The sequence below is a fragment of the Nocardia coffeae genome, assembly GCF_019890715.1.
Taxonomy (GTDB): domain Bacteria; phylum Actinomycetota; class Actinomycetes; order Mycobacteriales; family Mycobacteriaceae; genus Nocardia; species Nocardia jiangxiensis.
Genome location: NZ_JAINZY010000004.1, coordinates 498,245 through 517,950 on the forward strand (window position 1 = coordinate 498,245; position 19,706 = coordinate 517,950).

A 19,706-nucleotide genomic window follows, 5' to 3' on the forward strand; every position below is an offset into this window, starting at 1 on the left:
GCAGAGTCGATTTCCGGCATCGAGGAGGAGGGGTGGAGTGGACAGCGGGCGGGTACTGATCGAAACACTGGGGGAGTACGAGGATTGGACCGTGCTCGCGGTCGACGAGCGCCCCGTGCGCTGGCGGTCCGTGGCACGGGTGCTGCGGCCCACGGTGCAGCGCACGATCGAACAGGTATGGCGTCGCGGGGAGTCCGTCGAGGTCGAGCCGACACGTCGTTCGAGCGGTGCGTGGGAGACCGAGATTGTTTGCGCCACACCGGTATTCGGCATCGACGGTCGGGTCTACGCGGTGCAGGTGCGGAGCGCCGCTGCGCGGGATCAACTGCCTGAGCCGTATTCCGTTGTCGCATTGGACTATTCGTCCCAGCGACGAACGATTCAGCTGGCGGACAACCCGTTCGGGTGGGCATTGCCCGAGGGGCGTTCGCAGTGGACGGTTCCGGAGGCATTCCGGCACGTGCGGCGATGCGACGGCTCGATGGAACTGATCATGCAGACGCGCGATCCCCGCGAAGGGATGCGCTGGGCGGGTGATGTCACCGCCTGCGTCGACGGTACGCCACGCCGCTACCACCTGGCCCTGCGCAACGGCGCCGGAACCGGACTCACGCGGTGGCGCGGACTGTTGCACGACGTCACCGAATTCCTCGCGCCCGAACCGGCTTCGGTGGACACCGCGGCCTTCGCCGCACTCGGCCGCCAGCGCCCCGGACGCTCATACCTGGTGCTCGCCGACGTGGAGAAGGTCCGGCTGATCCGGTGGGTCACCGACCCGGTCCCGGGCATCCAGTGGAAGGGCGTGGTCGACGACCGCGACACCCCGCATCCGGACGACGTCGCCCGCATTCTGACCGAGGTCGAGCGGGGCGTCCGGGCGCAGGAGACCAGCGGGCGGGTCAACGGAATTCGGCTGCGCCGCAACGGCGGCGGCTGGACCGTGGTCGATGCCGTCGGCACCCTGGTCCCCACCGCCGACTCGCCCATGCTGCTGCTCATCGAGCTCACCGTCACCGGCTACTCCGACGACCCCGACCCGACCGAGCCGTGACCCGCGGCGAGTTCAGCCCTCCGGCGGCAGCTCGCGCCCCCGCAGCAACCGCAGCTCCTCCTCCTGCGCCGCGAGCCGCACCGTGACCAGGTGTTCGACCTCGATGAGATCGTGCCGCATATCGATCTGCTCGTACTGCATCTGCACGTAGTCGCCCTGGATGCGCAGATAGTCCGCGTGCAACTGTGCGGTATCGGTCCAGGCGATATCCAATTCGCTTCGCGTGTAATGCAGTTCGGTGGCCAGGGCGCTCTGCTCGGCCCGCGCCTCGGCCAGTTCGGCGCGCAGCGCGGTCTGCTCGGCATAGGACTCGTGCAACTCGTCCAGGGCTGCCATCAGCCGCTCGTGCATATCATCCATCCGGTCCCCCTCGATTCTGTTGTGAGGTAATGGAATACGGGTGGCCTCCGAGGAGACCACCCGTAATCCTTGTTGTGGAAGAGATATGTTCGCCAGGCTACAGCGGAATGTTCTTGAGGTGACTCGGCCGGGCGGGCGCGGCGGCCAGCGCGGCGGCGATGGTGGAGCGGGTCTTGGCCGGATCGATGACCTCGTCGACCACCCCGATCGACATCGCCCGGCCCAGACCGCCGGCGATCTGCTCGTGCTCGACGGTCAGCCGCTCGATCAGCGCTTCGCGCTCCTCCTCGGGTGCGGCGGCGATGGCCTTCTTGTGCAGGATGCCGACGGCGGCCTTGGCTCCCATGACCGCGACTTCCGAACCCGGCCAGGCGAATACCGCCGTCGCGCCGAGCGAGCGCGCGTTCATCGCGATGTACGCGCCGCCGTAGATCTTGCGGGTCACCAGGGTCACGCGCGGAACGCGCGCCTCGGCGAAGGCGTGCAGCAGCTTCGCGCCGCGGCGCACCACGCCCTCCCACTCCATGCCGACACCGGGCAGGTAGCCGGGCACGTCGGTGATCACGACCAGCGGGATGCCGAACGAGTTGCACAGGCGCACGAAACGCGCCGCCTTCTCCGCACTCTGGGAATCCAGGCAGCCGCCCAGGCGCAGCGGGTTGTTGGCCAGCACGCCGACGGTGCGTCCGGCCAGACGACCCAGGCCGGTGACCATGCTGCGGGCGTACCCGCCCTGGAACTCCTCGAACGTCGACTCGCCGTTGATGTTGTCCAGCAGCTCGTGCACGATCGGCTTGACGTCGTAGGCGCGCTTGGCCGATTCGGGCATCATCGCTCGCAGGTCGACATCGCCGTGTTCGGCGGCGACCATGTCGAACGAGCCCTGCTCGGCGAACATCGAGACCAGACGGCGGCCGCGGTGCATGGCGTCGGATTCGTCGTCGGCCACGATGTGGCACACACCGGACTTCTTGTAGTGCGTATCCGGGCCGCCGAGCGTGGCCATGTCGACATTCTCGCCGGTCACACTGCGCACGACATCCGGACCGGTCACGAAGACCCGGCCCTCGGGGGCCATGATGACCACATCGGTCAGCGCGGGACCGTAGGCGGCGCCACCGGCTGCGAAGCCGAGCACCACCGAAATCTGGGGGACCAGGCCGGACGCGCGGACCATGGCCTCGAAGACCAGGCCGACCGCGTGCAGGGCCTCCACGCCCTCGGCCAGGCGGGCGCCACCGGAATGCCAGATGCCCACGACGGGCAGTCCGGACTCGATGGCGCTGTCGATCGCGTCGACGATGTGCTTACATCCCTCGATGCCCATCGCGCCGCCCATGACCGTGGCGTCCGAGCAGTAGGCGACGGTGCGCACACCGTCGACCTCGCCGATGGCGGCGAGCACGCCGGACTTGTCACGGGGATGCAGCGGAAGCACCGTGCCGGGGTCGAAGAACCGTTGCAACCGGCCCAGCGGATCCCGGGGATCGGTGGCAGTATCCGCCTGAGCGGGAGCCATGATGGTCATCGCGTTCTCTCCTCGATGCGATGGTGAGTCGCTGACGCGGCTGTGAGTGCAGCAGCTGATCGGCTGTCGAGACAATTCCCCGTGCGGCCTGGCGGAAATGGGGTCGACCAATCCCGAAGGCCCACACGGGGATTCGTTGTGTTGTCGAACGGCGGAACTCAGTACCGGCCGAAGGCCAGCGCCACGTTGTGACCGCCGAAGCCGAACGAGTTGTTGATCGCGTACTCGATGTCCTGACGGCGAGCCTCACCGTGCACGACATCGAGATCGATCTCCGGATCCTGGTTGTCCAGGTTCAGCGTCGGCGGCACGATGCCGTCGCGGATGCTGAGCACGGTGAGCACCGACTCGAGGGCGCCGACGGCGCCGATCGAGTGGCCCAGGGCGGACTTGGGCGCGTAGACCGAGGCATGGTTGCCGACGGCCAGGTTGATCGCGTTCGCCTCGGCGGTGTCACCGATCGGCGTCGCGGTCGCGTGCGCGTTGACGTGGGTGATGTCTTTCTTGTTCAGACCAGCGGTCTGCATCGCCCGGGTCATCGCGCGTGCCGCGCCCTGCCCGTCCGGGGCCGGGGCGACCAGATGGAAACCGTCGGAAGTGATTCCGGCGCCCATCAGCCGTGCGTGGATGGTTGCTCCACGCGCCTTGGCGTGCTCCTCGGTCTCGACGACCATGAGCGCACCGGCTTCGCCGAAGACGAAACCGTCCCGTGCCGAGTCGAAGGGACGCGAGGCCGCCTTCGGGTTGTCGTTACGGGTGCTCATCGCGCGCATCATGGAGAATGCCGCGATCGGCACGGCGTCGATGTAACCCTCGACGCCACCGGTGACGACCATGTCGGCGTCGCCCATGACGATCATCCGCCACGCGTTCGCGATGGCTTCCGAACCCGATGAGCACGCGGAGACCGGAGTGACCACTCCCGCCCTGGCCTTCAACTCCAGGCCCACGACGGCGGACGGCCCGTTCGGCATGACCATCTGCACTGCCAGTGGCGAAATCTTGCGATAGCCACCGTTCTTGAGCTTGTCGACCGAATCGATCAGCGCGTCGCCGCCGCCGAGTCCAGTGCCGATGGCGACGCCCAAGCGCTCCGGGTCGACCTCCGGAGTACCGGCGTTCTTCCACACCTCGCGACCGAGGACGGTCGCGAGCTGCTCGACGTACGCCATGCGACGGCACTCGACCCGGCTGAGCAGGGTCTCGGGCCGAACCTTCAGGTGACCGCCGATGCGGACCGGAAGGTCGTATTCCTCGACGAAGGAATCCTCGAGAACGTCGATGCCGCTCTCGCCGTTGAGGAGTCCCTTCCACGTCGCATCGACATCACCCGCGATCGACGTGGTCGCCGCCAGGCTTGTTACGACGACGTTGGGGAAGTTCCCGTTCAGAGTGGAAGGAGTGGTCACGGTATCGGTCCTATTCGGAGTCCGCGCCGAACTTGGCCTTCAGCTCGGCAGCGGCATCGGAGTTCTCCGCCTCGAGCTTCTGGATGTAACCGACGGCGTCGCCGACGGTCTTCAGGCTCGCCAGATCCTCGTCCGGGATCTTGACGCCGTACTTGTCCTCGGTCTGCACGGCGATCTCGACCATCGACAGCGAGTCGATGTCCAGGTCGTCGACGAAGGACTTCTCGATGGTCACCTCGGAGGGCTCGATACCGGTCACCTCTTCGATGATCTTGCCGAGCTCTTCGACGATCTGTTCCTGGGTCAGAGCGGCCACTGCGTGGCTCCCTTCTTGTTCTTCTCTTCGACGGGGTCTGTTCACTTATTTCGGAACCGGCTGGGCGAACGTTTCGATCCATCCGGTTGCGGTTGCATCACTGCAAGCCGCAGAAAAGCTAGCCGGTTGCCGACAGGTCGGACAACGCGGGGATGTTCTCGGGGGTCTTCAGCGCCAGATTCGGGGTGCCCTTGAGCTCCCGTTTGGCGATGCCGACCAGGGTTCCAGCGGGTGGCAACTCTGCCACCCCGGAGACCCCTGCCGCGCGAACGGTTTCGGTGCACAGGTCCCACCGGACGGGCCGGGTCACCTGTGCCGCGAGCTTGTCGACGGCGTCCTTGCCCGAAGTGACCGGCTTGCCGTCGAAGTTCGACAGCAGGGTCCGGGTCGGTTCGCCGGGGGAAATCTGTGCGATGGCCTTCGCCACCGCGTCCTGGGCCGGAGCCATGAACGCGGTGTGGAACGCCCCGGCGACGGGCAGGGCACGCACGCGTGCCTTCTCCGGCGGGTTCGCCGCCAGTTCGGCCAGTGCATCGAGCCGGCCCGCGGCCACGATCTGACCCACCGCGTTGCGGTTGGCCGGAACGAGATCCAGTTCCGCGAGCCGGGCGAGCACGGCGGCCTCGTCGCCGCCGAGCACGGCGGACATACCGGTCGGCTCCAGCGCGCACGCCTTGGCCATCTCCGCACCGCGGATCGCGGCGAGCATCACCGCGTCATCGGGGGAGATGACGCCGGCGACGGCGGCGGCGGCGAGCTCGCCGACCGAGTGTCCGGCGACGATCGTAGCGGGCGGCAGCACATTCTGCGGTATCTCCGCATAGGCGAGCAGCGCGGCGGCGACCACCAGCGGCTGGGTGACCGCCGTATCGGTGATCTCCTCCGCTGTTGCGGTAGTGCCCAACTGCACCAGGTCCAGGCCTGCGGCCTTGGACCAGAGTTCGAGATGGTCACGCGCGCCGGGGAGGTCGAGCCAAGGCGCGAGCATGCCGGGTGTCTGAGAGCCCTGTCCTGGGGCGAACAACGCGATCACTTCTCTAGACAACACCGTTTTCGGGGGTTGTGGAGATGTCGACGCGAATGATGTTTGTGGACTGCTTTTGTGTGGACTCCACAAAACGGCTAGTCGGCTACCGGCATCGAGGATCTCGTGTACGGCGTTACAGCCGATCCTCGTGGATCGGGCCGGCTGGGTCCTCTGAGGCAGAAGTTGGCGATTCGTTACGAGTTCGTGTCAGGCGGCCTATGGTCGCGGCGATCCGGAGCACGTACGCGTCGCGCGGATTCAGCGGATCCCGGCCCGTGACCTCGCCGATGCGCTTGAGGCGATAACGAACCGTATTTGGATGAACGAACAGCTGGCGGGCGCAGGTCTCGACGGCTCCACCGCAATCCAGGTAGGCGTCGAGGGTGTCCGACAGAGCCGACCCGGCGGCGGCCAACGGTAGCACAAGATACTCGTTCAGAGCCTCGACCGCAGCGCGATCTCCGAGCAGGGCCCGTTCGGGCAGGAGTTCGGAGGCATGTACCGGCCGCGGGGCGCCCCGCCAGCCGACGACGGCCTCCATTCCGGCCATCGCCTCCACCGCACTGGCATGTGCCGCGGACAGGGTGCGAGTGGTCGGCCCGATCACCACGGGCCCCTCGGAGAACGCCTCGGCGAGCAGATCGATCAGGAAGGGGGACGGATAGGAGGTGTCGCCGAGATGGCCGCTGACCACCATCACCAGCCGCGAACCCTGCACCACGGCAAGTGCGGCGCGACCGTGCCGGGCCGCGGTGGTGTGCACCGAGCCGACCACGGCCACCTGATCCTTCGGCGGCGTGCCGACCAGAACCGTCGCCGGTGCGGTGGCATCCCAGTTGAGGGTGGCGGCGCGGGAGAGCATTTCGGGTCCGGTGTCCCCGCGCACCACCGCGTCCACGACCAGCGCCTCGAGCCGGGTGTCCCAGGCGCCACGGGATTCGGCGGCACTGGCGTACACCGAGGCCGCGGCGAAACCCAGCTCGCGCCCGTACCGCAGCACCGCCTCGGTCAGGGCCACCAGCTGCCGATCGTTGCGGGCCAGCGCCGGCAGCCACTGCTCGAAGAACTCCATGGCCACCCGCACCATGTCCACGGTCTGGCGCAGCGTCAGCCGACGCGCCAGATCCTGCGGGATGACCTGGAAGGCATCCAGGCTGAAACGGATATCGCTCTCGGGATCCTGCAGCCACTCCAGGAAGTTGACCACCGCGGTCTGCACCAGCATCTGCACGCCCGCGCGCTGCGCGGCGTCCAGGCTGCCGAAGAACGGCAGCCGATCCTCCATCGAAGCGACCGCCTCGGTGGACAACCTCCCGGAGAACTGCTTGACCCGTTTGAGCAGCGTGTCCGGCAGCGGGTCGCGGGTCTGCCGATTCGGCGACAGCGCCCCGGTGGGCAGATACACCTCGTGCGAGGTGGAAGTACCGGACTCGGATACCCGGCGCGGCCTCGGCGGTTTACGATCCACGGCTCAATAGTCCTCTGTAGTGGCTCGTTTCATGCAAGGCCCCCGCCGCACGAGTTGAACCGGCCGATTCTCCGGGCAATGCACGCACTCAACCTAACCAACTCTCAGTCGTGAAACGTCTCCATATCAACCACCGAAACCCCGACACCGCAGGTGAATCGCACCGACAGCGACGCGTGCCGCTACGCGACCGCATCGCAGCGTGCCCAGCGGCGAAGCGTCTTGGTGCGCTGGGACGGTCAGGCCGAACACGCCGACTCCGAAGTTTTCGGCGCGGCTCGTCGTTGCGCGGTCGAAGCGCATGGGCGAAGCCCGAGTCTCGACCGCGCAACGACGAGCCTGAGGGCGCCGAAAACCCGCCGGAGCGGAGCGGAGGCCAAGAATTCAGTCCTCGTTGTTGGTGGACTGCTCGGCGGAGTCTACGTCGTCGATGCGGTAGCGGGCTGCGGCCTCGGTTACCTTCGACGCGTCGATCGCGCCCGTGCGGCCCAGTGCGGACAGTGCGGCGACCGTGATCGACTCGGCATCCACATTGAACACGCGGCGTGCCGCCGGACGGGTGTCGGAGAAGCCGAAACCGTCCGTGCCGAGGGTCGTGTAGTCACCCGGAACCCACTTGCGGATCTGGTCCTGCACCGCGCGCATCCAGTCCGAGGCGGCGATGAACGGTCCCTGCGCCTGCGACAGCGCCTGGGTGATGTACGGAACCTCCGCCGAGGCGCCCGGATTGCGCAGTGCCGCGATCTCCTTGGCGAGCGCTTCGCGACGCAGCTCACTCCACGAGGTCACCGACCACACATCGGCCTGCACACCCCATTCGGCCAGCAGTTCCTGCGCCCGCAGGCCGTCGGGCACCGTCACGCCCGAGACCAGGATCTGCGCGCGCACCGCACCCTCGCCGCCGCGCTTGTACAGGTACAGGCCCTTGAGCAGACCGTCGATATCGATGCCGTCCGGCTCGGCGGGCTGCGGATAGGGCTCGTTGTACAGGGTGATGTAGTAGAAGATGTTCTCCCCGCCGAACGCGTCCTGGTGCATGTGCGGATGCGTGCCCGGCACCGCGGCCGGATCGGGCGGGGTGGTGCCGCCGCCGTACATCCGTCGCATGCCGTCGCGCACGATGTGCGCGATCTCGAACGCGAACGCCGGGTCGTAGGCGACCGCCGCCGGGTTGGTCGAGGCGAGCAGCAGCGAATGACCGTCGTTGTGCTGCAGGCCCTCACCGGTCAGCGTGGTTCGCCCGGCGGTAGCTCCGAGCACGAAACCGCGGGCGAGCTGATCCGCCGCGGCCCACAGGCCATCGCCGGTGCGCTGGAAGCCGAACATCGAGTAGAAGATGTACAGCGGAATCATCGGCTCGCCGTGGGTGGCGTACGAGGTGCCCGCCGCGGTGAACGACGCCGTCGATCCGGCCTCGTTGATGCCCTCGTGCAGGATCTGCCCGACGGTGCTCTCTTTGTAGGCAAGCATCAATTCCGCGTCGACCGACGTGTACAACTGGCCGTTGCGGTTGTAGATCTTCAACGAAGGGAACCACGAGTCCATACCGAAGGTACGGGCCTCGTCGGGGATGATCGGCACGATCCGCTTGCCGATCTCCTTGTCCCGCAGCAGCTCCTTCATCAGGCGCACGAACGCCATCGTGGTCGCCACGTTCTGCTTGCCCGAACCCTTGCGCACGCCGCGGTACGGCTCGTCGCCGGGAAGTTGCAGGGGCTTTGCCGCACTGCGTCGCTCGGGCAGATAACCGCCGAGCGCCTGACGGCGGCCCAGCAGGTACTGGATCTCCGGGGACTCCATGCCGGGGTGGTAGTACGGCGGGAGGTACGGATTCTCCTCGAGCTGCGCGTCCGTGATCGGGATGCGCTGCACGTCGCGGAAGGCCTTGAGGTCGTCCAGCGTCATCTTCTTCATCTGGTGGGTGGCGTTGCGGGCCTCGAAGTGCTTGCCCAGGCCGTAACCCTTGATGGTCTTGGCCAGGATCACCGTCGGCTTGCCCTGATGCGCCAGCGCAGCCGCGTACGCCGCGTAGATCTTGCGGTAGTCGTGGCCGCCGCGCTTGAGGTTCCAGATCTCCTGATCGGTCAGGCCCTTCACCAGTTCCTTGGTGCGCGGGTCGCGGCCGAAGAAGTGCTCCCGCACGTAGGCGCCGTCGTTGGCCTTGTACGTCTGGTAGTCGCCGTCGGGGGTGGAGTTCATCAGATTCACCAGTGCGCCGTCGCGGTCCGCGCCCAGCAGCGCGTCCCACTCGCGTCCCCAGATGACCTTGATGACGTTCCAGCCCGCGCCGCGGAAGAACGACTCCAGCTCCTGGATGATCTTGCCGTTACCGCGAACCGGGCCGTCCAAGCGCTGCAGGTTGCAGTTGATGACGAAGGTGAGGTTGTCCAGGGCTTCGTTCGCCGCGACCTGGATCAGGCCGCGCGATTCCGGCTCGTCCATCTCGCCGTCGCCCAGGAATGCCCACACATGCTGATCGGAGGTGTCCTTGATGCCCCGATCGTGCAGGTAGTGGTTGAACCGCGCCTGGTAGATGGCGTTCATCGGGCCCAAACCCATGGACACCGTGGGGAACTCCCAGAAGTCCGGCATCAGGCGCGGATGCGGATATGAGGACAGGCCGTGTCCCGGGCCGCCGTGGCTGTACTCCTGGCGGAACCCGTCGAGCTGATCGGTGGTCAGCCGGCCCTCCAGGAACGCGCGGGCGTACATGCCGGGGGAGGCGTGGCCCTGCATGAACACCTGATCGCCGCCGCCGGGATGATCCTTGCCCCGGAAGAAGTGGTTGAAGCCGACCTCGTACAGCGCCGCCGAAGACGCGTAGGTCGAAATATGGCCGCCCACACCGATTCCCGGACGCTGGGCGCGGTGCACCATGACCGCGGCGTTCCAGCGGATCCAGGCGCGGTAGCGACGCTCGACCTCTTCGTCACCGGGGAACCAGGGTTCGTTCTCGGTGGGGATCGTGTTGACGTAATCGGTGGAGGTCAGGGCAGGAATGGTGACGTGCCGCTCACCGGCGCGCTCGAGCAGGCGCAGCATCAGATAGCGGGCGCGACCCGGACCTTCGCGATCGAGCATCTCGTCGAAGGATTCCAGCCATTCGCTGGTCTCGTCCGGGTCGATATCCGGTAGGTACGACGCCACCCCCTCGCGGATCACTCGCACGCGCGCCCCAGCGGGCCGGCTGGGCGCCTGTGCGGCGTCGCCGTGGCCGTCGGCAGCGGGACCGGACGAAGACATCGGGTGCAGCAGGTCGGTCAAAATCAGTGCTCCTCGTGCAGGGGTGGACAGGCTGATGGCTCTGTTGTCGAGATTCCCCGGGTAGCTTGCGCTGGTAAGCGGGCTACCCGACGCGAACGAATAGGGCGCATCTCACATCCTTGCCGATGATGCGTCCCAGGTCATCATGTCAGCCGGAAATCCAGTACCGTGCACGAGGCAACATTTGCATTCATAAGTGCCCTTGGACACAGTCGATGTCGAGAAGCGGGGAGGACGATGAAGCTGCTGGACCCACGTGGGTTCGGACTGATGTGCGCGACCGTGGCGGTCGGCACGGGACTGGTGGTGGCCGGCTGCTCGAGCTCCATCCACGGTACCGCCACCGCCAACCAGGTGGAGGCCTCGGCGTACCGGACGGAGATGGCTTCGTCCTCCGCTGCGGCCACCTCCTCGCAGAAGGCGGCCGCGCAGGCGAAGGCGATCAGTGACAACTGCACGCCGTTCCGGGGCACGACCAGTGTCGCGGTCACCAAGTACAACGAGTTCGTCGACGCGCACGACGCGAACGCGCCCGATCAGGAAGCCAAGCGCGACACCGCGGCGCAGACGCTCGAGGACGCCGCCAAGACGGTCGAGGGCCGGGTGAACACCTCCGGAGACGCCCTGCCGACCGATCTGGCACAGAAATTCAGCGCCTACGTGGCCGCGGCTCGCACGCTGGCCTCGGAATCGCGGAAGATGACCTACACCGCGCCGGTCGGCGCGCTCAACGACGCCAGCAAGCGGGTGAACGATGCCCTCAACGTGGCGCGCGATGCCTGTTCAGCGCGGTAAGGAGTACTGCTTGGCCTGCTGATTTCACGGGAGTGGCGGCCCTGGCTCCAGACACGGGGTGGTGCTGATCCCGGACGTGTTCACCGAACTGTCCCGCGACATTTCGCCGAGTTTTTGGTCGGATCGGCTTGCGTTGTGGCGCTGGACCATGTTCGCTTGCAACTACCTATTGTCTGGAGTTGAGGAGGACACCACCGTGGTCGCCGCGGCGGACGCGCACAACTATGCTCAGAAGCTCGGTATTTCATCCGGGCTTGTTGTTCAGGAACTGGGCTGGGACGAGGACACCGACGACGAGCTGCGGGCAGCCATCGAGGAGGGGAGTGGCTCCGAGATGCTGGACGACGATACCGACGAGGTTGTCGATGTCGTCCTGCTGTGGTGGCGTGATGGGGACGGAGACCTGGTCGACGAGCTGATGGATGCGATCGGCCCGCTGGCCGACGACGGCTTCGTCTGGGTTCTGTGCCCCAAGACGGGGGAGCAGGGGCATGTGGATCCCAGCGAGATCGCCGAGTCGGCGACCCCGGCCGGACTGACCTCCACCACACCGGTCAGTCTCGGTGGCTGGACAGGGATCAAGCTCACCCAGCCGAAGACACCCTCCAAGCAGCGCTGATTCGCAGCGCGGCAGGGGTTCACCGGGGCGCGTGCCGTCTTCTCGCGCAAGCGCACCGGATCGAGGCCGTCCGGTGAGCGCGGAACTCGACGCGCACCGCGGCCAGTAAGCGAGCCCCGTGCCGCGCAGCGAAGGCGCGGGACGCATCACAGACAGGAGGATTCGCGCATGCCCATCGAAGTAGGTACGGCCGCACCGGATTTCACGCTGAAGGACCAGAACAACCAGGACGTCAGCCTGTCCGATTACCGCGGCGACAAGAACGTCCTGATCGTGTTCTATCCGCTCGCCTTCACCGGCGTCTGCCAGGGTGAACTGTGCAAGGTGCGCGACGAGCTGCCGAAATTCCAGAACGACAACGCCGAGATCCTCGCGGTCTCGGTGGGCGCGCCACCCACCCACAAGATCTGGGCCGCCGAACAGGGCTACACCTTCCCGCTGCTGTCCGACTTCTGGCCGCACGGCGCCATCGCACAGACCTACGGCGTCTTCAACGACAAAACCGGCTTCGCCAACCGCGGCACCTTCGTGGTCGACAAGACCGGCATCATCCGCTTCGCCGAGATGAACGGCCCCGGCGAACCCCGTGACCAGGCAGCTTGGGAGAAAGCCCTCACTGCGTTAGATTCGTAACCCGCGCCTCCTCCGGAGGCCACCCACTCCGCTCGGCGAAGCGGAGTACCGGGCGTATAGCTCAGCGGTAGAGCACTGGTTTTACACACCAGCGGTCGGGGGTTCGATCCCCTCTGCGCCCACTCGTCGATTGCCAGGTCAGAGGCTATTTTGATCATATGGCGAAGGATTCGCCATTGAGTACGAAGCGTCCAGTGTCCCTAGAGTGTCCCAACGGACGGACGGGCGGGCTCGGTGGCGCTCGCTGCGGTGTCGTCACCGAACAGGGCCGCGCCCGTCGACTCCAGCGCTTCGTCGTAGACGTGACCGTAGACTCTGAGCAGAACGGCCGGATCATGGCCGAGCCACTTCGCCACCGCCGGGACAGCTGCGCCGGAGTCCAGCAGAATGGTTGCAGCGGTATGCCGGGCGTCGTGCAGGCGGATCATGGGTAGGCCCGCTGCCTTGGCCTGTCGCTGGAACTCGTCGGAGTACCACTCGGGCCGGATCGGTGAGCCATCCTCGCGCACCGCGACCAGACGTTCGTCCGACCACGACGCCCCGAGAGCCAGCGCTTCGGCCTTCTGAGCGACCTTGAACCGGGCCAGTGCGTTCACCACGTCGGTCGGAAGTGGCAGGCTCCGGCGGCTGCGCCATGACTTCGGGTCTTCCTCCACCACGTCTGTGCCGATCGCTACGCGGCCACGGCGGACATGCAAGGTGTTCCCCTCGATGCGGGACCAGCGCAACCCCATGACTTCCGAGCGGCGCAGCCCGCACAGTGACAGCAGGAAGAGAGCATAGAGGCGGTGTTCCCTGACGTGCTCCCGGAACTCCCGCCTCTGCTCCCGGGTCCATACCTGCATTTCGGTGTCGGCTATGTCGGGCCGCTTCACCAGCCGCGCGACGTTGCGCGTCACCAAGCCCTGTTCCATCGCGTCATCGAGCGCGGCGGAGAGCTGAATCAACATCGTGGTCACCGTGCCAGCGGCAACCCCCTGTGGCTCGACGGGGGGCGGTGTGCCGGGGGCGAGGGCGTACAGGCCGCGCTCAGGTCGCACGATTGTGCCCGATGCGCGCATCCGGTCTAGGTAGCGTCCTGCCTTGTCGCCGAACTTCGATGTCACGTTCGCGTAGCGCACACCGTCGGGATGCGCGGCGACGAATGCCAGTACCTCGGCCGCCGTGCCCTTGACCGCAGTGTCACTGCGGCGCCCCTCAGTCAGTCGCCATGTCACGAGGACATCGAGGTGATCCTTGGTGAGCCGCTGGAGCGGCAGGTTGCCGAGGCGGTTAACGACAGGTTTGAGCGCGTGGCGGTAGCCGTCGACCGTCACCCGGCGGACATCGCGCCGACCGTCCAACCACGCCTTGATGTACGCGCCGACCGTGGTCTTGGTGGGGGCGATGTAGCGGCCTTCGGCGACCTCGGTCGAGATGCGTCGGTATTCGCGTCGCGCTTCGGCCTTGGTGTCGTAGCTGAACCGGCGGCGATCACGGGTGCCATCCGATTTGATCCCGACGTCTATCCGGAATTCGTAGGTTGTGACGCCGTTCTTGGCGACTCGTGGACTGATCGGCTCCGCCCGGCGGGACTTCGCGGTCGTGCCGTCCTGATCTTTCTTGGTGGTAGGCATGCTCGATCTCTCGTGGTAGTGGATGTGATGGATCAGTCGATGAGTTCGCGGGTAGCGGCCAAGACGCGTGACACGGTGGACGAGGAAACCCCGACGTCTGATGCGATCCGTGCGTGCGGCCAGCCGTGCTCGTGACGAAGGCGCAGGATCGCCGCGACCGCGTTGGGGTCACGTCGTCCGGATGGATCACCGGCGCACAGCGTTACGGCGACCTCCGCCCAGCGGTCGGTGTTGCGCATTGTGACCCGATCGCTGTGCGCTACCTGTGGACCGGTGCGGATCGCGGTCAGTTCCGTTGCCGTCGAGTGAGTCTCGCTGTGCACCTCACGTGCGGCGGCGATGCGCACCTGATCAGGCCTGTGCATCGGCTGCGCACGCTGCGAGTCAGCATGCGCGTCGGCGTGTACGAGGTGTCCCAGCGCCGCTCCCATGCCGAGTATGGCCACGGGCAGACAAGCCACGAGTACGGTCACCGGCCATGGTGCCGAGGTGACCCCGGCGGCACTCATGAGGTGGTAACCAACCTGCCCGGCCGCGCCCAGAGTCAGCCCTGCGAACGCGGAGTTCCTTGCGTACCTGCGGGTTCGGTCGGAGCGGATGCGGCCCGACAGCCATGCGAACAATGCGTAGGCGGCATAGCATTCCACGCCGATCGGCAGCGTGATCGCGGTGTTGATCGTGACCTGATCCGCGATGCCGGGCAGCAACCGCACCGGACCGAACCCGGTCATCTGGCCCAGGCCGACCCACCCGGACCAGATCGCGACGAACGCAGGCGCGGCCAGCAAGAGAATCGGCCACGTGCGCAATGCACGCTGTTGTGCACGGTGCGGATCGTCCTGTGCATCATGCGGGTCGGCGTGCATCGGCTGTGCATCCTGCGGGGCGAGGTCCGGATCGGGGGTGAAGGCTAGCGGGGCGTCCGACGGGATGATCGTCATGGTCCTGCGATCTCCTGTTCGTTTGTCGGGTGTGGGAATCGGGTTCGGTCGGCCGGGCGATCGCCGGGCCACGCGCCCGGTGCTGTTGGGGCAGCGCTCAGTTCTCTCGGAGTGTTGTGGCGGTCCCGGTTCGCCGCCGAAGGCGGACGGGCCTGATGAGTCGGCCGATGGTTCAACTCGCCGATAGCGGCATCAGAAAATCGGTGATCGAGAGCCCGGCGACTGGGCTGGTCGTCCCAGTGGGTGCAATCAACGCCGAGCGCAGAACCCCTGCGCGCACTGGTGGCTCGACGGTCGCTCGCATCGGTCGAGGGGGAGTTGCCACTGCGGCAGCGGCTGATGGCAGGGACGATTTCCGCGCTGGCGGGGACGGGTTCGGCGGACACGCGAAGCTGCTTATGAGATAGGCGCTCTACTCGGTATCCGTCTTGCTGTCGGGCTGGATCTGGAGTAGTCGGCGTAGCCAGATCGTGGGGATGCGAACCCGATTGCCGATGCGGACCGCGGGTATCTCATCCGAGTGTGCCGCAGCGTACATCGTGGAGCGGCCGACGCCGAGAAGTTGGGCTGCGTCGGGAACCGACACTGTCGGCTCGTTCAGAAGACGCTCCAGCAATGCCTTGTCGCTGAGTGGCTCTCGAGGGTTTCTGTCCATCGTTAACTCCTGACAGGTTTAGCGCACCGGTCAGTCCCTCGCTGCTGCAACTGTATCGCCTTCCTGCTGGTAGCGAAAGCCGTTGCACACTTGCAATGTTCATCCGTTGAGTAGATGCACTCCTGTCGAATCCAGTGCGATGCAGCTGGATTCGCTCTCGCTACGTGACAGGCTGGTCTTGCGGCTCAGTAGGGCCAGTCGAGTTTCGGCGACGCAGTCGGACTCGCGGTCTGGTGCCGGTCACTCTCCGATGGAGTTCGCTTTCCAAGAGCGCTCATCGTTCAATGATTCCAGTGCGTTAACTGATGCAAATTGCATCAGTTAACGCACTGGAACTACGAAATCGGGTCGGCGCTGTGTCTCACAGCAGTCGCTGGGTAGATGACTATCCGGGCCCATTGATGTGCCGATTGACGTACGCGCTGTACATAATCATCACGGCCTTTTCGCTGATTTCTGCTCGGTGCACGCTGACGAGCTTTTCCTCCCCTGTGCTGGGGTTTCTCCAACGTATGTGATCGCTGGTTTCCCAGTTGTATGCGATGCGTGTGCTCGAAAGCCACCGGGTCGCGAACTCCGGTGACTTACCCAAGGATCGTAGGAGCTTTCTGGCTTGCAGTGCGGTTCGGTAGCGTCCCATTCCAGCCTTGAGTCTGCCGACGATGTAGTCCGCTTGCGTGGGCCAGTCGGGGAAGAGTTGTTGGGCAATGGGGCGGAACCAGTAGATCGCTAGGTTGCCGACGTCTTCGAGGCCGGGTAACGCGAGGGTCATGGGTTTGTTGACGGCCAGCACGTTGGACAGTGGATCGAGGTACATGGCGGGTACGTGCTGCTCACCCAGATCGGTGAGGTGGTCGGTGAGTGCGGGAGTCTCCTCGAGGTAGCGGCGGTAGCTGGCGATGTCGCGCAGCGGGAGCGGGGCCGCGAGTAGTTCGTGGGCGTGGCGTGCCTGCGCGGTGGTCAGGCCGTAGCCGGCGACGATGAGGTCGAGCGTCTCCGGTTTGGGATGTCGTTTTCCGTTCTCGAGCTGGATCAGGTACGGCTCACTGATCGTGGTCGTTTCCGAGGCGACGCGGCGGGTGAGCTCGCGCTCGTCGCGGAGTTGCCCCAGGAACAAGGGCAGCTCCGGGATCGAAAGCACGGGCTTCGAACGTTTGATGCGGTGTGGTTTGCGGCGTCGTGGTGGATCGGGCTGTCTCATGCGATGCCCCCCTCCCTTGGGGCTTTCGAACATGGGTGACCACGGATAAACTGAAAGGTTCCCCCTGGCACTATTACGACTACCAGAGTTGGGAAGGGCGGGCAACACCAAGACTTCGCCAGCGGGTAGCGAATAGTTAGCAGAGATGGCGGAGTCTGCGGATGATGACTCGTCAATTCAAAAATTTTCCCTCCCGATGCGGAAAGACTTATCTGATGCGCGGAGCATCAAAACATCAGGAAGAACGAAAGAAAGCGCTTTTCATCATTTCTATGCTGGCTGCATATATGCAAACAGCATCAGTTAAGAACCTAGATTTTCGACAGATTCGGGTGTTGTGTGGTTTCTGCAAGTGAAACCACACAGAAGGGAAAACCAGTGGATCCCATTTCGATCCTGGCGTTGGCATGGAACGGTCTGGTCGTGGTGGCCGACGGGCTGACCTGGGCCGGACAGATCCTGTCGTTGCTGCCGCACTGACCACCGTCTCGGTGAGGGGCCTCCACCTGGCGACACAGGACCGGCGAGGCCCCGCTCGGTACCCCTCATTCTCTATCTCCGATTTCGATGATCTTGCCCAGAAGGGTCTATTTGGTATGCCCAAAATCAGCTCTGGCCGATCGGTCGTCACTGCCCGCAGGGGCCGCGGAATGGCGGCTTTGGCCGCAGCGGTGCCGATGGCGGTCATCGTGGTGTGCGCTGGCACAGGAGTGGCGTCCGGAGCGGACACCGGACCCGGTCAGCCGGGAGTGACGACCCAGGCGCAGCCGGGCACCACCGCCCCCGCGCCACCTCGTGCCGTAGCACCACCGCCCCCGGCTCCTGTCGTTGACTCCCCGCAGCCTGCGGCAGTGCGTAACGGACCTGTTCCCCGGCCTGAGCCGCGCAACGAACCGGTCACGCCGGTGCGTGTCCAGGACCTTCATCTCCCGCGACCGGTGCCACCCGTTGCGCCGATTCGCCCGCCGGACAACATGATTCGTATCGGCCAATTCCAGACTCCGTCGCCGTCCTGGTTGCCGCCGAATGTGCGCGACACGATCAACAACACAGCCGCCGGTGCGGAAGCGCAGGTCTCGACTGCTCTGGATTCGGTCGGATTGCCCGCTGGCCGATCGGATGTGGTGGCGGGTGCGACCGTGGCAGGTGCCGCGGTTGGTGGTGCCGCTGGAGCCGCAGTGGCCGGAGCTCCGGTTGTGGCTGTGGGGGCGGCGGTTGGCGGGCTGATCGGAGGCACTGTCGCGGGCATCGCCGGTGCGGCGCTGGGCACCGTTGTCGCGGTGCCGGTGATCGGCACGGTGACCAGCGGTGTCGCAGGAACGGCCGCGGGTGCTGCTGCCGGTGCTGCTGCTGGCGCGGCAGTGATCGGTATCCCGGCGGCAGCGATCGGTGCCGTCATCGGCGGCACCGTCGGCGCGGGATTCGGCGCTGGAGTCGGGGTGGGCCGGTGACGACGACTACCCGGGCCGCGTTCACGGCCGCAGCCACTGTGATGACGGCCTGGACGCTGGTAACGCCCGCGCAGGCAGCGGTGCCGATCACAGGATGCCCGGCTCTATATGTGCTGGCGGTGCAGGGCACCGGGCAATCAACGCCCGGCGCGAGCCCGACCTCGGACACTAGTGTGCTCGGGGAACTTCTGAGACCGGTTGTTGCGCTCGGGTCGAATCTGGTGCAGCGCAGCTACATCGGCTACGACGCGGGCTTCGGCGGCGCGGTCCCAGGCGGGGGAGCGGCGCCCTATGCGACTTCGGCGAGCCAAGCGATCCGCCTGATCGGCGACGATGCCAAGCAAGTCGCCGCCACGTGTCCGTCCACCAAAATCGCTGGTGTCGCGTATTCGCAAGGCGCGCAGGCATGGTCGGAGGTCGCCCAGGAGATCGGGGACGGCCGCGGCCCAATCCCCGCGGACCGCATCGCGGCGGTGATCCTGTACGCGGATCCCGACCGCCCTGCCGGGGCACCCGTTATTGCGGGGCGACCCGGCCAGACCAGACCAGATGCGCCGCCGGGCACCAACGGTGCCGCGGTGTCCGGCGTGCAGATCGCCGGTCGCCCGGTCGGTGGCGCCGGCATCGGCAACAACGGGCAGGGGTACGGCGCGTTGACCGGCCGTGTCGCGGAAATCTGCGCTCCCGGTGATCTGGCGTGTTCGGCACCCGATCACGCCGCGATCCTGCGGTTCGCCGCGCGGTTGGTCGCCCAAGCCGACCTGCGTAACCCCATTGCGGCGCTCGGCTCGCTCAACACCCTGCTGACCAGTGCGCTGGGGGCCGCGTGGACCACCATCGTCGGCAACGACTTCACGCTCGCGAACGGCACCGTCGATTACACGCCTCGAAAGTCGTTGTCGCAGCGGTTCGTCGATGCTGCGGACCCAAGGAACCCCGCACCCACCGCGGAGCAGACGAATGCGGCCAATGCTCGATGGGGCCAGATCACCGCCACTGTAGCTGCCAACCCGATCGTGACGCTTCCCAAACTCGTCGGGCAGCTCGCCGCCGCGGTCGGTCAGATCGCAGGCGACAACGCGGATCTGACCAACCCTGCGGTGTGGGCGCACTTCGCCGACACCGTCGCTGCACACACCGGCTACGCCAGCAACGGGCAACTCGCCTCGGGCATCGCCTGGCTGATCGCGTGCGCCCACGACCTCGCCGGAAGTCACCCATGAATCCCACCCCGCAGATCGACACCCATTACGCCGAGACGGTCATCGCCAGCGACCGCCGCCCCGGCGACCTTCTCCGCACTCGGCGAACCACCACGCCCGGCCTGGATCATGCCCGTGCAGCCTGGCAGGTGGTGTACGTGTCCACAGAT

General features: G+C 66.2%; 17 protein-coding genes and 1 tRNA gene. 7 read left to right on the forward strand and 11 right to left on the reverse strand.

Annotated features, from left to right (window positions below; genetic code table 11):
* The first annotated feature begins 37 nt into the window (after positions 1 to 37).
* Positions 38 to 1,051 (forward strand): GAF domain-containing protein, encoded by a 1,014-nt coding sequence (locus K7711_RS19030; RefSeq protein ID WP_222970738.1) that lies wholly within the window; start codon positions 38 to 40, stop codon positions 1,049 to 1,051.
* A 12-nt stretch (positions 1,052 to 1,063) separates the two neighbouring features.
* On the opposite strand, the gene K7711_RS19035 is transcribed toward K7711_RS19030, so the two are convergent.
* The 7 genes from K7711_RS19035 to aceE all read right to left on the reverse strand — a co-directional run bounded on the left by K7711_RS19035 (position 1,064) and on the right by aceE (position 10,423).
* Positions 1,064 to 1,411: a hypothetical protein gene (locus tag K7711_RS19035; RefSeq protein WP_222970739.1), complete on the reverse strand. Its 348-nt coding sequence runs from the start codon at positions 1,409 to 1,411 to the stop codon at positions 1,064 to 1,066.
* Positions 1,412 to 1,508: 97 nt separating this feature from the next.
* Positions 1,509 to 2,939, reverse strand: coding sequence for an acyl-CoA carboxylase subunit beta (locus K7711_RS19040; protein WP_222970740.1), 1,431 nt, complete (start codon positions 2,937 to 2,939; stop codon positions 1,509 to 1,511).
* 158 nt (positions 2,940 to 3,097) lie between these two features.
* Positions 3,098 to 4,348 carry a KasA/KasB family beta-ketoacyl-ACP synthase gene (locus K7711_RS19045; RefSeq protein WP_222970741.1) on the reverse strand — a complete coding sequence of 417 codons (1,251 nt, stop codon included), beginning with the start codon at positions 4,346 to 4,348 and terminating at the stop codon, positions 3,098 to 3,100.
* Positions 4,349 to 4,358: 10 nt separating this feature from the next.
* Complete coding sequence (acpM, locus tag K7711_RS19050; RefSeq protein WP_222970742.1) at positions 4,359 to 4,664, reverse strand: meromycolate extension acyl carrier protein AcpM; 306 nt, start codon at positions 4,662 to 4,664, stop codon at positions 4,359 to 4,361.
* Between the two features lie 118 nt (positions 4,665 to 4,782).
* Positions 4,783 to 5,697 carry an ACP S-malonyltransferase gene (locus tag K7711_RS19055; protein WP_222970743.1) on the reverse strand — a complete coding sequence of 305 codons (915 nt, stop codon included), beginning with the start codon at positions 5,695 to 5,697 and terminating at the stop codon, positions 4,783 to 4,785.
* A 127-nt stretch (positions 5,698 to 5,824) separates the two neighbouring features.
* A complete protein-coding gene (locus K7711_RS19060) occupies positions 5,825 to 7,159 on the reverse strand; it encodes a PucR family transcriptional regulator (RefSeq protein ID WP_308014822.1) in 1,335 nt (444 codons plus the stop codon).
* A 384-nt stretch (positions 7,160 to 7,543) separates the two neighbouring features.
* Positions 7,544 to 10,423 carry a pyruvate dehydrogenase (acetyl-transferring), homodimeric type gene (gene aceE, locus K7711_RS19065; protein WP_372460159.1) on the reverse strand — a complete coding sequence of 960 codons (2,880 nt, stop codon included), beginning with the start codon at positions 10,421 to 10,423 and terminating at the stop codon, positions 7,544 to 7,546.
* Between the two features lie 237 nt (positions 10,424 to 10,660).
* On the opposite strand from aceE, the gene K7711_RS19070 reads away from it, so the two are divergent.
* The 4 genes from K7711_RS19070 (at position 10,661) to K7711_RS19085 (ending at position 12,592) form a co-directional block, all read left to right on the forward strand.
* Positions 10,661 to 11,218 (forward strand): Rv2240c family protein, encoded by a 558-nt coding sequence (locus tag K7711_RS19070; RefSeq protein ID WP_235747376.1) that lies wholly within the window; start codon positions 10,661 to 10,663, stop codon positions 11,216 to 11,218.
* 196 nt (positions 11,219 to 11,414) lie between these two features.
* Positions 11,415 to 11,837 (forward strand): DUF3052 domain-containing protein, encoded by a 423-nt coding sequence (locus tag K7711_RS19075; protein WP_222970913.1) that lies wholly within the window; start codon positions 11,415 to 11,417, stop codon positions 11,835 to 11,837.
* Positions 11,838 to 12,005: 168 nt separating this feature from the next.
* Complete coding sequence (locus K7711_RS19080; protein WP_222970744.1) at positions 12,006 to 12,470, forward strand: peroxiredoxin; 465 nt, start codon at positions 12,006 to 12,008, stop codon at positions 12,468 to 12,470.
* A gap of 50 nt (positions 12,471 to 12,520) precedes the next feature.
* A tRNA-Val gene (locus K7711_RS19085) sits at positions 12,521 to 12,592 on the forward strand.
* A gap of 78 nt (positions 12,593 to 12,670) precedes the next feature.
* Here the strand turns inward: K7711_RS19085 and K7711_RS19090 are convergent.
* From K7711_RS19090 to K7711_RS19105, 4 genes are all read right to left on the reverse strand, one after another.
* On the reverse strand, positions 12,671 to 14,086 hold the full coding sequence (locus tag K7711_RS19090; protein WP_222970745.1) for a tyrosine-type recombinase/integrase: 1,416 nt from the start codon (positions 14,084 to 14,086) through the stop codon (positions 12,671 to 12,673).
* 32 nt (positions 14,087 to 14,118) lie between these two features.
* The gene (locus K7711_RS19095) at positions 14,119 to 15,027 is read right to left on the reverse strand and encodes a helix-turn-helix domain-containing protein (protein ID WP_222970746.1); all 909 of its coding nucleotides are present in this window, start codon (positions 15,025 to 15,027) and stop codon (positions 14,119 to 14,121) included.
* Between the two features lie 412 nt (positions 15,028 to 15,439).
* A complete protein-coding gene (locus K7711_RS19100; protein WP_222970747.1) occupies positions 15,440 to 15,682 on the reverse strand; it encodes a helix-turn-helix domain-containing protein in 243 nt (80 codons plus the stop codon).
* A gap of 385 nt (positions 15,683 to 16,067) precedes the next feature.
* Positions 16,068 to 16,883 carry an MmyB family transcriptional regulator gene (locus tag K7711_RS19105; RefSeq protein ID WP_222970748.1) on the reverse strand — a complete coding sequence of 272 codons (816 nt, stop codon included), beginning with the start codon at positions 16,881 to 16,883 and terminating at the stop codon, positions 16,068 to 16,070.
* A gap of 1,202 nt (positions 16,884 to 18,085) precedes the next feature.
* Here K7711_RS19105 and K7711_RS19110 point away from each other — a divergent pair.
* Positions 18,086 to 18,334 carry a hypothetical protein gene (locus K7711_RS19110; protein ID WP_222970749.1) on the forward strand — a complete coding sequence of 83 codons (249 nt, stop codon included), beginning with the start codon at positions 18,086 to 18,088 and terminating at the stop codon, positions 18,332 to 18,334.
* Positions 18,331 to 19,557: a cutinase family protein gene (locus K7711_RS19115; protein WP_308014823.1), complete on the forward strand. Its 1,227-nt coding sequence runs from the start codon at positions 18,331 to 18,333 to the stop codon at positions 19,555 to 19,557. The genes K7711_RS19110 and K7711_RS19115 overlap by 4 nt, the downstream gene beginning before the upstream one ends.
* Positions 19,558 to 19,706: the final 149 nt, after the last annotated feature.

Coding starts and splice junctions, on each gene's coding strand:
- K7711_RS19100 (WP_222970747.1), bottom strand. CDS start 15,682: ATGGACAGAAACCCTCGAGAGCCACTCAGCGACAAGGCATTGCTGGAG.
- K7711_RS19090 (WP_222970745.1), bottom strand. CDS start 14,086: ATGCCTACCACCAAGAAAGATCAGGACGGCACGACCGCGAAGTCCCGC.
- K7711_RS19035 (WP_222970739.1), bottom strand. CDS start 1,411: ATGGATGATATGCACGAGCGGCTGATGGCAGCCCTGGACGAGTTGCAC.
- K7711_RS19040 (WP_222970740.1), bottom strand. CDS start 2,939: ATGACCATCATGGCTCCCGCTCAGGCGGATACTGCCACCGATCCCCGG.
- K7711_RS19080 (WP_222970744.1), top strand. CDS start 12,006: ATGCCCATCGAAGTAGGTACGGCCGCACCGGATTTCACGCTGAAGGAC.
- K7711_RS19095 (WP_222970746.1), bottom strand. CDS start 15,027: ATGACGATCATCCCGTCGGACGCCCCGCTAGCCTTCACCCCCGATCCG.
- K7711_RS19105 (WP_222970748.1), bottom strand. CDS start 16,883: ATGAGACAGCCCGATCCACCACGACGCCGCAAACCACACCGCATCAAA.
- K7711_RS19070 (WP_235747376.1), top strand. CDS start 10,661: ATGAAGCTGCTGGACCCACGTGGGTTCGGACTGATGTGCGCGACCGTG.